The 15,090-nt window shown below is 73.7% G+C and carries 15 protein-coding genes; 7 read left to right on the top strand and 8 right to left on the bottom strand.

Features of this window, described 5'->3' with window-relative positions; all coding sequences use genetic code 11:
• Nucleotides 1-52: 52 nt before the first annotated feature.
• The gene (locus ACZ64A_RS36570) at nt 53-1,747 is read right to left on the bottom strand and encodes a DAK2 domain-containing protein (protein ID WP_469816323.1); all 1,695 of its coding nucleotides are present in this window, start codon (nt 1,745-1,747) and stop codon (nt 53-55) included.
• A gap of 265 nt (nt 1,748-2,012) precedes the next feature.
• Between ACZ64A_RS36570 and rpmB the strand changes: the two genes are divergently transcribed.
• The 3 genes from rpmB (at nt 2,013) to ACZ64A_RS36555 (ending at nt 6,629) form a co-directional block, all read left to right on the top strand.
• Entirely contained in the window at nt 2,013-2,198 is a 186-nt protein-coding gene (gene rpmB, locus ACZ64A_RS36565; protein WP_004924906.1) for a 50S ribosomal protein L28, read from the top strand.
• Between the two features lie 113 nt (nt 2,199-2,311).
• On the top strand, nt 2,312-5,398 hold the full coding sequence (locus tag ACZ64A_RS36560; protein ID WP_469816321.1) for an AfsR/SARP family transcriptional regulator: 3,087 nt from the start codon (nt 2,312-2,314) through the stop codon (nt 5,396-5,398).
• A gap of 34 nt (nt 5,399-5,432) precedes the next feature.
• Nucleotides 5,433-6,629: an FAD-dependent monooxygenase gene (locus ACZ64A_RS36555; protein ID WP_469816319.1), complete on the top strand. Its 1,197-nt coding sequence runs from the start codon at nt 5,433-5,435 to the stop codon at nt 6,627-6,629.
• Between the two features lie 333 nt (nt 6,630-6,962).
• Here ACZ64A_RS36555 and thiD read toward each other — a convergent pair whose 3' ends face one another.
• A complete protein-coding gene (thiD, locus tag ACZ64A_RS36550; protein ID WP_469816317.1) occupies nt 6,963-7,763 on the bottom strand; it encodes a bifunctional hydroxymethylpyrimidine kinase/phosphomethylpyrimidine kinase in 801 nt (266 codons plus the stop codon).
• A complete protein-coding gene (locus tag ACZ64A_RS36545; protein ID WP_469816315.1) occupies nt 7,760-8,725 on the bottom strand; it encodes a thiamine-phosphate kinase in 966 nt (321 codons plus the stop codon). Before ACZ64A_RS36545 ends, thiD begins: the two co-directional genes overlap by 4 nt.
• A gap of 269 nt (nt 8,726-8,994) precedes the next feature.
• On the opposite strand from ACZ64A_RS36545, the gene ACZ64A_RS36540 reads away from it, so the two are divergent.
• On the top strand, nt 8,995-9,228 hold the full coding sequence (locus tag ACZ64A_RS36540; protein ID WP_029384521.1) for an Lrp/AsnC family transcriptional regulator: 234 nt from the start codon (nt 8,995-8,997) through the stop codon (nt 9,226-9,228).
• A 20-nt stretch (nt 9,229-9,248) separates the two neighbouring features.
• Nucleotides 9,249-9,731, top strand: coding sequence for a DUF3515 domain-containing protein (locus ACZ64A_RS36535; RefSeq protein WP_469816313.1), 483 nt, complete (start codon nt 9,249-9,251; stop codon nt 9,729-9,731).
• Between the two features lie 40 nt (nt 9,732-9,771).
• Here the strand turns inward: ACZ64A_RS36535 and ACZ64A_RS36530 are convergent, their stop codons facing one another.
• From ACZ64A_RS36530 to ACZ64A_RS36520, 3 genes are all read right to left on the bottom strand, one after another.
• Nucleotides 9,772-10,929 carry a D-alanine--D-alanine ligase family protein gene (locus ACZ64A_RS36530; protein WP_469816311.1) on the bottom strand — a complete coding sequence of 386 codons (1,158 nt, stop codon included), beginning with the start codon at nt 10,927-10,929 and terminating at the stop codon, nt 9,772-9,774.
• Nucleotides 10,930-11,035: 106 nt separating this feature from the next.
• On the bottom strand, nt 11,036-12,055 hold the full coding sequence (locus tag ACZ64A_RS36525; protein ID WP_469816309.1) for an NAD(P)H-dependent glycerol-3-phosphate dehydrogenase: 1,020 nt from the start codon (nt 12,053-12,055) through the stop codon (nt 11,036-11,038).
• Nucleotides 12,052-12,828, bottom strand: a complete 777-nt coding sequence (locus ACZ64A_RS36520; RefSeq protein ID WP_469816307.1) for a lysophospholipid acyltransferase family protein — start codon at nt 12,826-12,828, stop codon at nt 12,052-12,054. Before ACZ64A_RS36520 ends, ACZ64A_RS36525 begins: the two co-directional genes overlap by 4 nt.
• Before the next feature lie 204 nt (nt 12,829-13,032).
• Between ACZ64A_RS36520 and cofC the strand changes: the two genes are divergently transcribed.
• Both cofC and ACZ64A_RS36510 read left to right on the top strand, forming a co-directional pair.
• Nucleotides 13,033-13,671, top strand: a complete 639-nt coding sequence (cofC, locus tag ACZ64A_RS36515) for a 2-phospho-L-lactate guanylyltransferase (protein WP_469816305.1) — start codon at nt 13,033-13,035, stop codon at nt 13,669-13,671.
• Between the two features lie 10 nt (nt 13,672-13,681).
• Entirely contained in the window at nt 13,682-13,885 is a 204-nt protein-coding gene (locus ACZ64A_RS36510; RefSeq protein WP_469816303.1) for a hypothetical protein, read from the top strand.
• A gap of 163 nt (nt 13,886-14,048) precedes the next feature.
• On the opposite strand, the gene ACZ64A_RS36505 is transcribed toward ACZ64A_RS36510, so the two are convergent.
• Nucleotides 14,049-14,714, bottom strand: coding sequence for an HU family DNA-binding protein (locus ACZ64A_RS36505; protein ID WP_469816301.1), 666 nt, complete (start codon nt 14,712-14,714; stop codon nt 14,049-14,051).
• Between the two features lie 137 nt (nt 14,715-14,851).
• The gene (locus tag ACZ64A_RS36500; RefSeq protein ID WP_469816299.1) at nt 14,852-15,082 is read right to left on the bottom strand and encodes an SCO5555 family protein; all 231 of its coding nucleotides are present in this window, start codon (nt 15,080-15,082) and stop codon (nt 14,852-14,854) included.
• Between the last annotated feature and the right edge of the window lie 8 nt (nt 15,083-15,090).

Below are 15,090 nucleotides of genomic sequence, written 5' to 3'. Positions count from 1 at the left end.
CGCCCTGCGCACCGCCGGGCGGCGGGATCACCCGCCGGTCAGCACGAACGCGTCACTCCACGCCGATCAGCAGGAGCGCGCCCTGCCGGCCGCCCCGGTAGACGACCGTGTCGACGGCCAGGTAGGTCTCCCGCACCCGGCTCTCCAGCCGGTCGGTGACGCCGTCGGGGGCGTCGTCACCGAGGACGAGGGTGACGAGTTCGCCGCCGGCCGCGAGCATGCGGTCCAGGACGGTCTCGGCGGTGGCGGTGACGTCCGCGCCGATCACGGCGACGTCGCCGTCGATGAGGCCGAGGACGTCACCGGCCTGGCAGATGCCGGCCGTGGTCCAGGACTCGTGTTCGGCGACGGTGACCTCGGCGTAACGGGTGGCGCCCGCGGCCGAGGTCATGGAGACGACGTCCTCGTCGAAGCGGCGGTCGGCCTCGTGCACGGCGAGCGCGGCGATCCCCTGGACCGCTGACCGGGTCGGGATGAGTGCCACCCGGATGCCCTCGGTGCGGGCCTGCTCGGCGGCCGCGGCGGCGGTGTGGCGCAACTCGGGGTCGTTGGGCAGCAGCACGACCTCGCGCGCGTGGGCGCGTCGTACGGCCTCCACCAGTTCGCCGCTGGCGGGCGGCTCCCCGGGACGGGCGAGCACCGTCGTCGCGCCCGCCTCGGCGTACAGCCCGGCGAGGCCCTCGCCGGGGACGACGGCGACGACGGCCCGCTGGGCGCGCTCGCGGGGCGGGCGCTCGCCGCGCGCGGTGTGTACGTCGTCGGCGCCGAAGTGGGTGATCCGGATCCGGTACGGCCGTCCGGCCTCCACCCCGGCCTCCACGGCGGCGCCGGCGTCGTCGACGTGCACATGGACGTTCCACAGCCCGTCGCCGCCGACCACGACGAGCGAGTCGCCGAGGGCGTCCAGGCGCCGGCGCAGCCGGGCGACGGCGTCGTCGTCGGCCTCCAGGAGGTAGATCACCTCGAAGGCCGGGGTGCGCTCGTCGGGAGCGGCTCCCGCGTCGGGGCAGGCGATGAGCGTCTCGGCGGGCACGCGCGCCTGCGCGGCGGCCCGCACGCGCGGGTGGCCGCCCGGATCCGACGGCGTCTCCCCCGTGAACGTCTCCACGAGCGCCCCCAGCACCGTCACCAGCCCCCGTCCGCCGGCGTCCACCACCCCGGCGTGGCGCAGAGCGGCGAGCTGGCCGGGGGTCGCGGCGAGCGCCGTGCGTGCCCCGTCGTACGCGGCCCGCGCGACCGTCCCGCAGTCGCCGCCCCGGCCGCCCTCGCCCTCGGCGGCGTCGGCGGCCGCCGCGGCGACGGTCAGCACGGTGCCCTCGACGGGGTGGGCGACGGCCTGCCGGGCGGAGTCGGCCGCGCACCGCAGCGCCCGCCGCAGCCCCGGCCCGTCGGTGTGAGAGTCGTCACCGTGGCCGGCGAGGACCTGCGCCATGCCGCGCAGCAGCTGGGCGAGGATGGTCCCGGAGTTCCCGCGCGCCCCGATGAGTGCGCCGTGCGCCATGGCGTGGACGGCGTCGGCCAGGGAGGGCCGCCCGCCGCCGGTCTCGTACCCGGCGAACACGGCCTCGACCGCGGCGGCGGCCGACTCCAGGGTCAGATAGAGGTTGGTGCCGGTGTCCCCGTCGGCCACCGGATAGACGTTGATCGCGTCGATCTCCTCGCGGGCGCGACCGAGCGCGTCCAGCGCGAGGGAGCACCACGTGCGCACCGCGAGAGCATCGAAGAATGTCTGCGGCACCTGCGCCACCTGCGCCTCCCTGAGCTGCTGGACGTGGGACGCAGCGTAGACCCCGGCCCGGTGCCCGCCGGAAGAGGGCCGTGGCCGGACCCCTGGGCCGCCATGGTAGTTTCGTTGTCCGGACGCAGTCGTTGTATGCTGCTCCGGTTGCCCGATCCCATCGGGCTGTTCCCCTGGCAGCGCCACTCAGATCTCAGATCACTCACCGATCGCAGGATCCGTCCCGGCATGCCGGGATTAACCGTACGTGCATCTGAAGTCTTTGGAGTGACCCGTGGCTGCCAACTGCGACGTCTGCGGCAAGGGGCCGGGCTTCGGCAACAACATCTCCCACTCGCACCGCCGTACGCCCCGTCGCTGGAACCCGAACATCCAGCGCGTGCGTACCGTGGTCGGTGGGACGCCGAAGCGCGTGAACGCCTGCACCTCGTGCATCAAGGCCGGCAAGGTCTCGCGCTGACGCAACGCTAAAGCGCGCGGCCACTGTCGGTTCGCTGCACAGAGCCGGTCCACCTCGGTGGGCCGGCTTTTTGCCGTACCCATGACGCGCTGTGGCCTGCCAGAATCCGCAGAATGCGCTTCGGCATCCTGGGCCCGTTGGAGATCGTCACCGACGACGGCGTCGCCCTCTCCCCCGGCGGTCCCCGCCCCCGCGCCCTGCTCACGCTGCTGCTGCTCGACGCCGGCCGGCCCGTCCCGGCGGACCGGCTCCTGGACGGCGTGTACGGCGCCGAGCCACCCGCCGAGGCCACGAACGCCCTGCAGTCCCAGATCTCGCGGCTGCGCCGGCGCCTGGGCCCGCACATCGCCGTCGAGGCCGCCGGGACCGGCTACCGGCTCGCCGTGGACCCCGCCGCCGTCGACGCCCACCGCTTCGCCCGTCTCGCCGCCGAGGGACGCACCGCCCTCGGCGCTGGTGATCATCCGCGGGCGGCGGCACTGCTGCGGGACGCCCTCGCCCTGTGGCGCGGCCCGGCGCTGCCCGACCTGCCGGACGCGCACGCCGAGCGGACCCGGCTTGAGGAGCTGCGGCTGGCCGTCGTACAGGACCGGATCGAGGCCGATGTCGCAGGTGGCAGCGGCGCGGAGCTGGTGCCGGAGCTGCGGGCGCTGATCGCGCAGCAGCCGCTGGACGAGCGGCTGTACGGCCGGCTGATGCGGGCCCTGCACGCGGACGGGCGGACCGCCGAGGCGCTCGCGGTGTTCGACCAGGCCCGCCGTGTGCTCGCCGACGAGCTGGGCGCCGACCCGTCGCCCGAGCTGTCCGCCCTCCACCTGGACCTGCTGCGGGCACGCCCCGGCGCCCCGCCCCGGCCCCGGCTGCCGGCGCAGCTGACCCGGTTCGTCGGCCGGGAGCCCGAGCTGGCCCGCCTCCCGGAGGCGCTCGCCGGGTCCCGGCTGGTGACGCTCACCGGGCCCGGCGGCGTCGGCAAGACCCGGCTCGCCCTGGAGGCCGCCCGCGGCCGGCTCGACGGGCCGGCCGGGCAGCCACGGCAGCCAGCGGCCGACGCGCCTGACGCCGCCCCGGACGTCTGCCTGGTGGAGCTGGCGCCGCTGGCCGACGGCGAGCGCATCCCGTACGCCGTGCTGGCCGCGCTCGGGGTGCGCGACGGGTTCCGCGCCCCGGCCACGGACGCCATGGACCGGCTGCTGACCGCGCTGGAGGACCGCGCGGTGCTGCTGGTGCTCGACAACTGCGAGCACCTGATCGACGCCGCCGCCCGGACCGTGGCGCTGCTGCTCGGCGCCTGTCCCGGTGTGCGGGTCCTCGCGACCAGCCGGGAGTCGCTGGGCATCACCGGCGAGGTACTGGTCCCCGTGCCGCCGCTGCCCGAGGAGCCGGCCGTACGGCTGCTGCTGGACCGGGCGCGCGCCGTACGCCCCGACGTCGACGGCGACGACGCGCGCGTGCCGGAGATCTGCCGTGCGCTGGACGGCCTGCCGCTGGCGATCGAGCTGGCCGCGGCCCGGCTGCGCACCCTGTCACCGCAGGAGCTGGCCGAGCGGCTGCACGACCGGTTCCGGCTGCTGGCCCGCGGCGACCGCGCCAAGGCGCCCCGGCACCGCACGCTGCGCGCCGTCGTGGAGTGGAGCTGGGAGCTGCTGGACCGGCGGGAGCGGGAGCTGGCGAGCCGGCTGACCGTGTTCCGCGGCGGCGCCACCCTGGACGCGGTGGCCGCGGTGTGCGCGGTGCCGTACCCGGAGGACGTCCTCGCGTCCCTGGTGGAGAAGTCGTTCGTGGAGGTGGCGGACGGGCGCTACCGCATGCTGGAGACGATCCGCGCGTTCGCGGCGCAGGAATTGGCGGGCGGCGCCGGGCACCCGGCCGGCTCGGCAGGGCTCCAGGACGCCCACGCCGCGCACTTCCTCCGGCTGGCCGAGCGCGCGCAGCCGTATCTGCGCGGCGGTGAGCAGTTGCCGTGGCTGGCCCGGCTGGCCGCCGAGCACGAGAACCTGGACGCGGCCCTGCGCCGGCTGACGGACACCGCCCCGCGCGAGGCGCTGCGCCTGATGGCCGCCCTGACCTGGTTCCGCCGGCTGCGCGGCCTGCACGGTGAGCGGGTGCCGCAGGCCCGTGCTCTGCTCGCGGCGGTCGGCGACGAGCCGCCCTCCGGCCTGTCCGAGGAGTACGCGCTGTGCCTGATGAACGCGGTCTCCGGGCAGGGCGACGACCCGGCCGACCCGGGCCTCGTCGCGCGGGCGGCCTCCGTCATGGCGACGCTGGAGACACCGCTGCGGCTGCCGTTCACGGTGGTCCTGTGGTCCCTCACGGGCGGCCCGCAGCTCACGGTCGACGCGCACGTGCGCGTGCAGGTCGGCGACGAGCCGTGGGGCCGGGCCCTGCTGGACCTCGGTCTCGCCTACCAGGCGTGGTTCTCGGGTCGCGCGCAGGAGGCGGAGGAGGTCTTCACGCGCGCGTGGGAGGGTTTTCGCGCCACCGGCGACCGCTGGGGCATGGCCAACTGCCTGGACCCGCTCGGCGGCTTCGCCCTCGCGCGCGGCGCACACGCGCGTGCCCTCGCACTGCTCGACGAGGGCCTGACCCATGTGCGGGAGCTGGACGCGCCCGAGGAGACCGCGGACCTGCTGCACCGGCGCGCGTACGTGCTGCTGGCGCGGGGCGCCCACGAGGAGGCCGCCGCGCACTTCGCCCGCTGCCGCGACCTCGCCCGCACGGCCGGTGCCGCCGACAAGGTGGCGGGCGCGCTGCGCGGCCTGGGCGACGTGGCCCGCCACGCCGGTGACACGGCACGCGCGCGGACGCACTACGAGGACGCGCTGCGGGCGTGCGCGGCCACCTGGTTCAGCGTCGGCGAGACGGTACGCATCCTGATCGGCCTGGGCCGCACGGCCGCCGCCGAGGGCGACACCGGTGCCGCCCGCGACTGGCTCGCGCAGGCCCGCGCCCAGGCCCTGCCGTCGTCCGACGTGCTGCTGCTGGCGGACGTCGCGGACGCCCTGGCCGGTCTCGCCGCCCGGCCGGAGGAGGCCGCCGAACTCCTGGGCGCCGCCACCGGTCTGCGGGGCCTGCGCCTGGACGGCGACCCCGATGTCGTCGGCACGGCACGGCGCACGCGTGCGTGCCTGTCGTCCGAGGCCTACGACAGCGCCTACGCACGCGGCGCACGGCTGCGGTCAGCGGCGGTCAGCACACGGTAGGGAAACGGTAAGCGGCGGTCGCGAGGCTTCTCGCATGACGCAGAAGCTGAGCCACCTCACCGTCCTGATCTCCGGCGCGAGCGTCGCCGGACCGGCCCTCGCCCTCGCCCTCTCCCGGTACGGCGCGCAGGTCACCGTCGTCGAGAAGGCGCCCGCGCTGCGCGGCGGCGGCTTCGCGGTCGACTTCCGCGGACACGTGCACCGCCGGGTGCTCACCGCCCTCGGCATCTGGGACGACGTCCACGCCCACCGGACGCGCATGGGCCGGCAGACCGTCGTCGACGCCGACGGCACCCCGCGCGTGGACCTGCCCGCGGAGATGATGAGCGGGGACGTGGAGATCTTCCGCGGCGACCTGTCCCGGATCATGTACGAGCGCACCAAGGACCGTGTGGAGTACGTCTTCGGCGACTCGGTCACGGCGCTGACCGACACCCCGGACGGGGTCGAGGCCGCCTTCGAGCGGGGCGCGCCGCGCCGCTTCGACCTCGTCGTCGGCGCCGACGGGCTGCACTCGGCCACCCGCCGTCTGGTCTTCGGCGACGAGTCCCGCCACCTGCGCTTCTTCGACCACTACGTGGCCGGTTTCCCCGTACCCAACCACTTGGGTCTCGACCGCACGGGCCGGCTGTACAGCGAGCCGGGCCGCTGTGTCGTCATCGGCAACTACGACGGCGACCCGGAACGGGCGGGTGCCCTGCTGGTGTTCCGGTCCGAACAGCTGGCGTACGACCGCCGGGACGTCGAGGCGCAGAAGCGGATCCTCATCGAGCGGTTCGCGGGGATGGGCTGGGAGACGCCGGCGGTGCTGAAGGCGCTGGCGGAGACCGACGACCTGTACTTCGACGCCATCGCGCAGATCCACCTCGACCGGCTGACGAAGGGCCGGGTGGCGCTCCTCGGGGACGCCGGGTACGGGGCGACGATGGGCGGCATGGGCACGGGCGTGGCCGTCGTCGGCGCGTACGTCCTCGCCGGGGAGCTGGCGCTGGCGGGCGGCGACGTGCGCGTCGCGCTGGCGGAGTACGAGGCGCGCATCCGGGACTTCGCGCGGGGGTGCCAGAAGATCTCCGGCAACGCGGGCCCGTTCTTCGCCCCGGCGACCGAGCGCCGCATCCGCAGCCGGGACCGCATGTACCGGCTGCTGAGCTCCCGGATGCTGGCCGGCTTCTTCAAGCGGCTGACGGAGAGGGCGGCGACCGCGATCGACCTCAGGGAGTACCCGGCGTGAACGACCGGCGCGGTGCGCCGGGCCGCCGCCCGGCGGAAGGGGCCGCCCGTGTCCCCGGGCGGCGCGGGCGCGCCGCTCCCGGGGCGGCGGCATGGCGGCCGGACGAACGACCGGCGCGGTGCGCCGCGGCCGCCGTGCGGCGACATGGCGGCCGTACATGCCGTGGCAGGCGGTCGCCTCCCGGATGCGCCGCTCGGGCGGTCGCCCGGCGGAAGGGGCCGCCCGTGTCCCCGGTCGGCGCGGGCGCGCCGCTCCCGGAACGGCGCGGCGGCCGTGCGCAGGCGTTGGCGGCCGTGCCCTGCGTGGCAGGCGGTCGCCTCCCGGATGCGCCGTTCAGGCGGTTGCCCGCGGGAAGGCCCAGCCGTGGTGTACGGGGCCGATGCCGGCGCCGAGGGCGAACCCGGCGGCGATGGCCCCGGTCACGTACTCCTTGGCCGCCGTGACCGCCTCCGGTACGGACTGCCCCTTCGCCAGGCCGCAGGCGATGGCGGAGGCGAGGGTGCAACCGGTGCCGTGGGTGTGCCGGTTGTCGTGGCGCGGGGCGCGCAGCCAGTGCTCCTCGGAGCCGTCCGTGAGCAAATCCACGGCGTCCCCGGCCAGATGACCGCCCTTGATCACCACCCAACGCGGCCCGTACGCCAGGACGGCCGCCGCGGCCCGCCGCAGGTCGTCCTCCGACTCGACGTGCACGCCGGTGAGTTGGGCGACCTCGTCGAGGTTGGGGGTGGCGACGGTGGCCGTCGGGAGCAGCTTGGTGCGCACGGCCTGAAGCGCGGAGGCGGCGAGCAGCGCGTCGCCGTGCTTGGAGACGCCGACCGGGTCGACCACGGCGGGCGCGTCCGTGCCGGCCAGCAACTCCGCGACCGTCTCGACCAGTTCGGCGGAGGCGAGCATGCCGGTCTTCACGGCCTGGACGCCGATGTCGTCCACGACGCTGCGGTACTGCGCGCGCACCGCCTCGGCCGGCAGCTCCCAAGCGCCCTGCACGCCGCGGGAGTTCTGCGCGGTGACGGCGGTGAGCACGCTCATGCCGTGCGTGCCGAGCGCGAGCATCGTCTTCAGGTCGGCCTGGATCCCGGCGCCGCCCCCGGAGTCGGAGCCGGCCACGGTGAGCACCCGGGGCGGCGCGGTCATGACTCGATGTCCCCGAAGTGGTCCCAGCCGCCCTTGCTGGTCCAGGGGGCGCCGTCGACGGTCACCTGGGGCAGTGCGGAGGGGTTGAGCACCTCGCCGATCACCTTCCAGCGGGCGGGCAGCTTGGCATCGGACGGGAACGTCGCGACGATCGCGTGGTCCTCTCCCCCGCTCAGCACCCACTGGAGCGGGTCGACGCCGACGGCCTGCCCGATGTCGTGCATCTGGGTGGGGATGTCGATGGCGCCGGAGCGGATGTCGATGCGCACCTTGCTGGCCTCGGCGATGTGTCCGAGGTCGGCGATCAGGCCGTCGCTGACGTCGCACATCGCGGTCGCGCCGAGCGCCGCGGCGGCCGGACCGGCGTGGTACGGCGGCTCGGGGCGGCGGTGGGCCTCGACGAAGGCGCGCGGCGAGCGGAAACCGCGGGAGAGCACCGCGTACCCGGCGGCGGACCAGCCGAGCCAGCCGGTCACGGCGACGAGGTCACCGGGCTGCGCGCCGGCCCGGGTGACGGGTTCCTGGTTGCGCAGGTCGCCGAGGGCGGTGATCGACACCATGATCGTGTCGCCGCGCACCACGTCGCCGCCGACCACGGAGGCCCCCGCGACCTGGCACTCGTCGCGCAGACCGTCCATCATCTCCGTCGGCCAGGTCACCGGCAGCTCGGCGGGCACGACCAGGCCGAGCAGCAGCGCGGTCGGGACGGCGCCCATGGCGGCGATGTCGGCGAGGTTCTGCGCGGCGGCCTTGCGGCCGACGTCGTAGGCCGTGGACCAGTCACGGCGGAAGTGCCGGCCCTCCAGCAGGATGTCGGTGCTGGCCACGACCCGCCGGTCGGGGGCGGCCACCACGGCGGCGTCGTCGCCGGGGCCCACCCGGACCGCCGGGGTGGTGGTGAGACGGGAGGTGAGCTCCCTGATGAGCCCGAACTCCCCGAGCTCACCAACAGTGCCCTTCATTGTCCTGGCTCCCCTTCCGTCCCTGCTGACGTTGTCCGTGCCCGGTCGCGCGGGACCAGTGTCCTCGATACCGTCGAAGTGACCGGCCGCAGGTGCCCGGTCGGTGAGACCGGCCCCCGCTGAGCGGTCTCTTCGGTCATCCTCGTCCGCCCTGTCCGTACCCCGGCACGCAAGGCCCGGTTCCCGCAGGTCTCCCCGCGGGGAGCGGCGACGCGGTACCGTGGCGTTCCTTTTCCCCACATGATCCTCGTGGCCGCCCTGGAGGTTCCGTGGTACAGGCGTACATCCTGATCCAGACTGAGGTCGGCAAGGCGTCGACCGTCGCCGAGACGATCGGCAAGATCCCTGGAGTGATCCAGGCCGAGGACGTCACGGGTCCCTATGACGTCATCGTGCGCGCTCAGGCCGACACCGTCGACGACCTGGGGCGCATGGTGGTCGCCAAGGTCCAGCAGGTGGACGGCATCACCCGCACACTGACCTGCCCGGTCGTCCATCTGTAGCCCCCGTCTACGCTTGGCCGGTGAGCTGCTTCCGTCACCGGCCCTTCGGCCTGCCCGCCCTCGTCCTGCTCCTCGGCGTCGCGGGCTGCTCCTTCGCAGACGACAGCGCGTCGGTCGCGGTTCCGTCGCCGGTGGCGAAGACCGCGGGGCTCTGCCGGGAGCTGGACCGGGTGCTGCCGTCCCGGGTCGACGGCCAGGACCGCCGGGACCCCGGCCCCGCGTCACCGCTGACCGCGGGCTGGGGGGACCCGGCGATCATACTGCGGTGCGGTGTGGAGCGGCCCGCGGCGATGAACGACGAGGAAGCCGACGGGGTCGACGTGAACGGGGTCGGCTGGCTGCTGGAGAAGCAGCAGGACGGCTCGTTCCGCTTCACGACGAGCCTGCGCAAGGCCTACGTCGAGGTGACGATCCCCGCGGGGCGTACGGCGGACGGCGTGGCGCCCCTGATCGACCTGGCACCGGGCATCAAGAAGGCGATCCCCGAGGGGATCGCCGACTGAGCGACTCAAGGGCCGCCGGAGGCCCTAGGGGGTGTCGCGCCTAGCGCAGGCCCGTGGACCTGCGCAGCGCCGCCTGGATGAGGCGGTCGACCAGCTCGGGGTAGCCGACGCCGGTGGCCTGCCACATCTGCGGGTACATCGAGATGGGCGTGAAGCCGGGCATCGTGTTGATCTCGTTGATGACGAACTCGCCGTCCTCGGTGAGGAAGAAGTCCGCGCGCACCAGGCCCTCGCAGGACGCCGCGTCGAAGGCGTCCACCGCGAGCCGCCGCACCTCGGCGGTCTGCTCGTCGGTGAGCGGCGCCGGGACGACGCCGGGCGTGGAGTCGATGTACTTGGCCTCGAAGTCGTAGTACGCGTGAGCGTCCGGCGGCGGGATCTCCGCGGGCACCGAGGCGCGCGGGCCGTCCTCGAACTCCAGCACGCCGCACTCGATCTCACGGCCGCGCACGGCCGCCTCGACCAGGATCTTCGGGTCGTGCCGCTGCGCCTCCTCGATGGCCTCGTCCAGGCCGGAGAGGTCGTCCACCTTGGTGATGCCGATGGAGGAGCCGGCCCGCGCGGGCTTCACGAACAGCGGCCAGCCGTGCTCGCCGGCGAAGTCGACGATCTTCTTGCGGGCGGCGGCGGTGTCCCGCTCCCACTCGCGGGGCCGGATCACCACGTACGGGCCGACCTTGAGCCCGAAGGAGGTGAACACCCGCTTCATGTACTCCTTGTCCTGGCCGACGGCCGAGGCGAGCACACCCGAGCCCACGTACGGCACGCCGGACAGCTCCAGCAGGCCCTGGAGGGTGCCGTCCTCGCCGTAGGGGCCGTGCAGCACCGGGAAGACCACGTCGACCTCGCCGAGCGCCTTGGGCACGGAGCCGGGCTCGCTGTAGACGACCTCGCGGCTGGCGGGGTCGACGGGGAGCACTACGCCGCCGTCGCCGGGCTCGGCCATGTCGTCGACCTCGGGGGTGCGGCGGTCGGCGATGGCCATCCGCTCCGGCTCGTCGGCCGTCAGCACCCAACGGCCCTCCCGGGTGATGCCGATCGGCAGGACGTCGTACCGCGTCCGGTCGATGGCGCTCAGGACGGCGCCGGCCGTGACCATGGAGATCCCGTGTTCGGAGCTGCGTCCGCCGAACACGACGGCCACGCGCGGCTTGCGGGACGGCTGCTCAGGGCTCTGGGGGAGGTTCTCGGTGCTCATATCGCGTTGAGAGTACCCGTTGGTATTCCCCGAGTCAGCGCCCGCCGGGCCACGGTGACTGCGTGTCCCCCGCCCGGTCGCGCAGCGTCGCGCGGACGGGCGCCGGTCAGCGCCGTTCGGGCTTGGCGCTGCGCGACATCAGCTCCTTGAGGGCGACCACCGGCGACTTGCCCTCGTGCACGATGGACACGACGGTCTCGGTGATCGGCATGTCGACGCCGTGCCGGCGGGCCAGATCCAGCACCGACTCGCAGGACTTGACGCCCTCGGCGGTCTGCTTGGTGACCGCGATGGTCTCCTGCAGGGTCATGCCCTTGCCGAGGTTGGTGCCGAAGGTGTGGTTGCGCGACAGCGGCGAGGAGCAGGTGGCCACGAGGTCGCCGAGGCCCGCGAGTCCGGAGAACGTCATCGGGTCGGCGCCCATCGCCAGGCCCAGCCGGGTGGTCTCGGCGAGGCCGCGGGTGATGAGCGAGCCCTTGGCGTTGTCGCCGAGCCCCATGCCGTCCGCGATGCCGACGGCGAGGCCGATGACGTTCTTGACGGCACCGCCCAGTTCGCAGCCGACGACGTCGGTGTTGGTGTACGGCCGGAAGTACGGCGTGTGGCAGACGGTCTGCAGGCGCTGCGCGACCGCCTCGTCGGTGCAGGCGACGACGGCCGCGGCCGGCATCCGGGCGGCGATCTCGCGGGCCAGGTTGGGTCCGGTGACCACGGCGACGCGTTCCGGGCCCACCTTGGCGACGTCCTCGATCACCTCGCTCATCCGCATGGTCGTACCCAGCTCGACGCCCTTCATCAGCGACACCAGCACGGTGCGCGGGGCGAGCAGCGGGGTCCACTCGGCGAGGTTGGCGCGCAGCGTCTGGGAGGGCACCGACAGCACGGTGAAGTCGGCGCCGGCGGCCGCCTCGGCGGGGTCGGTGGTGGCGCGGAGGTTCTCGGGCAGCTCCACGCCGGGGAAGTAGTCGGGGTTGGTCCGGGTGGAGTTGATCGCCTCGGCGACCTCGGGGCGGCGTGCCCACAGCACGACCTCGCACCCGGCGTCGGCGAGGACCATGCCGAAGGCGGTGCCCCACGAACCGGCGCTGAAGACGGCTGCCTTGACCGGCGTGACCGGCTTGCTCACGTGCCCTGTCCTTCCGCCTGCTTGCCCTGCGTCCGCGCCTCGGCCTGGGTACGGCGGCGCTGCTCGATGCGCTCGCGGCGCGGGTCGTACGGCGTGGCGGGCGCCTTCTCGCCGCGGATCTCCTCCAGCTGGCGGGTGATGGCCGCCATGATGACCTCGGTGGCCTCCTTCAGCACGTCCGCGGTCATCTCCTTGCCGTAGAAGCGGGAGAGGTCCACGGGCGGCCCGGCCAGCACGCGGTGGGTCTTGCGCGGGAAGAGGTCCGGCTTCTTGGCGTACGGCGGCAGCAGCTCGTTGCAGCCCCACTGGGCGACCGGGATGACCGGGCACCTGGTCTGCAGGGCGACGCGCGCGGCGCCCGTCTTGCCGGTCATGGGCCAGCCGTTGGGGTCGCGGGTGAGGGTGCCCTCGGGGTAGAAGGCGACGCACTCGCCGCGTTCCACGGCGTCGATCGCGGCCCGGAAGGCGCTGAGCGCGTCGGTGGACTCGCGGTAGACGGGGATCTGGCCGGTGCCGCGCATGGCGGCGCCGACGAAGCCCTTCTTGAAAAGCCCGCTCTTGGCCAGGAATCGCGGGACCCGGCCGGTGTTGTACTGGTAGTGGGCGTATGCGAAGGGGTCGACGTGCGAATTGTGGTTCACCACGGTGATGAATCCGCCGTCGGCCGGAATGTTCTCCATTCCGCGCCAGTCCCGCTTGAGCAGAAACACCAGCGGCGGTTTGCAGATCACCGCGGCGAAGCGGTACCAGAAGCCGATTCTGCGGCGGGGCACGCGGACACCTTCCTCTAGGGCTTGCCACCGGGGGCCCGTGGGGCCGCACAAGTGTCGCCCCGGGCCGCCGGTCTGTCGAGAACACCGTACGCCCGCCCGTCACCCACCACCGCCCTCGCGCGGAGCTTCGCACCCTGCCCCCGCTGTCCGGCACAGGAGCTCGCCCGGCGACAATGTCGAGGACACGAGAGGGACGGTACGCCGGTGCAGTGGACCTTGGTCATCCCCCTGAAGCCTCTGGCGCGGGCCAAGAGCAGGCTCGCGGACACGGCCGGGGACGGGGTGCGCCCGGGCCTGGCGCTCGCCTTCGCGCAGGACACGGTCGCGGCGGCGCTGGCCTGTGGCGCGGTGGGCGGTGTGGCGGTCGTCACGAACGACGCGCTGGCCGGCCGGGAGCTGGCGGCCCTGGGGGCCCGTATCGTCCCCGACGCCCCCTCCAGCGGCCTGAACGCGGCCCTGGCGCACGCGACCGCGGTCGTACGTGCCAAGGATCCCCGGACCGCCGTGGCGGCCCTCAACGCCGATCTGCCGGCCCTGCGGCCGCCGGAATTGGCCCGGGTCCTCGATTCGGCCGCCGCATTCCCGCGCGCTTTTCTCCCGGACGCGGCGGAAATCGGCACCACGCTGCTGTCGGCGGCCGTGGGCCAGGAATTGCATCCGGCATTCGGCCCGGACTCCCGTGCCCGTCACCGCGCGTCCGGCGCGGTCGAGCTGCCCCTGGACCGGGTGGATTCGGTACGCCAGGACGTGGACACCGGCGAGGACCTGCGCGCCGCGCTGTCCCTCGGTGTGGGCCCCCGGACGGCCGCGGCGGCCGCGCGGCTGCTGATCCGCGGGCAGTAGGCTGACCGTCATGCACGCGACCGCATACACGTACGACCCCGGGACCCGCTCCGGTCAGGTGCTCCTCGACGACGGCACCCCGGTGCCCTTCGACGCCCCGGCCTTCGACGCGGGCGGCCTGCGGCTGCTGCGCCCGGGTCAGCGGGTGCGGATCGAGACGGAGGGCGAGGGAGAGTCCCGCCGCGTCACGCTGGTGACCCTGCAGACGTTCTGACACGGGTCTCGGACGCGTCGCAGACGTGTCGACGCGGGTCCCGGCCGGGCCATCCCGTCCCAAAACCACTGCGCCACCAGGACATCGGGTCCAGCACACGCCGCGGGCCGGACTCCGTCAGGGAGTCCGGCCCGGCGCGTGAGCAACCCTTGCGCGTCGCCTCCTAGCGCGCGGTCGTCTTCTTCGCGGCGGTCTTGCGCGCCGACGACTTCTTGGCGGGCGCCTTCTTGGCGGTCGCCTTCTTCGCCGGGGCCTTCTTCGCCGTGGTCTTCTTCGCGGCGGCCGTGGTCTTCGCCGCGGTCGTCTTCTTGGCGGCCCCCGTCGTGGTCTTCTTCGCCGGGCTCGCCTTCTTGGCCGTGGTCTTCTTCGCGGCGGCCGTGGTGGTCTTCTTCGCCGGGGTCGCCTTCTTGGCGGTGGTGGTCTTCTTCGCGGCCGCCGCCGTCGTCTTCTTGGCCGCGGCCTTCTTGCCCGCGGACTTGGCGATGGTGGGCGGCGCGCCGGACAGGCTGCCCTTCGGGGCCTTCTTCACCGCGATGTCGTTCTTCGGGAGCTTCTTCGACCCGCTGACCAGGTCCTTGAAGCCCTGGCCCGCGCGGAAGCGCGGAACGGAGGTCTTCTTGACCCGAACCCGCTCGCCCGTCTGCGGGTTACGGGCGTAGCGGGCCGGCCGGTCGACCTTCTCGAAGGAACCGAACCCGGTGACCGAGACCCGGTCGCCCCCGACGACCGAGCGGACGATGGCGTCCAGGACCGCGTCGACAGCATCGGCGGCCTGCTGGCGGCCACCCATCTTGTCGGCAATCGCTTCTACGAGCTGCGCCTTGTTCACGTCTTCCCCTTCGGAGACATCGCCAGAACGAAAGTGTTCAAGCTTTTTCGCACGTTAGGCAGATATATACCGCAAATCAAACACGAAACGGGCTTATCACCCTTGTGCCGCAACGAACTCGGCGATCGCGGATGTGTTCAGTGGTCCTCTTCGGGGATGCGTCCCGCGTCGAGGTCCGCCATGAACCGCTCCAGCCGCCTTGTCGCACCGGCAAGATCGTGTTTGGCCGCGGCCGTAATGACCAGCAGCTTCCGGGTCAGCGCCATCCGTACGCCCTCCGGGACTTGCAGTGCGCGCACCCGGGTGTGCGCTTGTTTCAGTTGGTCCGCGACCGCCGCATAGAGCTCGAGTTGGCCGTCGTGTTCCATGCACAGAT

The sequence above is a fragment of the Streptomyces sp. NPDC104814 genome (genome assembly GCF_055583185.1).
The sequence above is the reverse complement of the archived record's forward strand: the minus strand, read 5'-3'. Positions and strand labels throughout refer to the sequence as shown.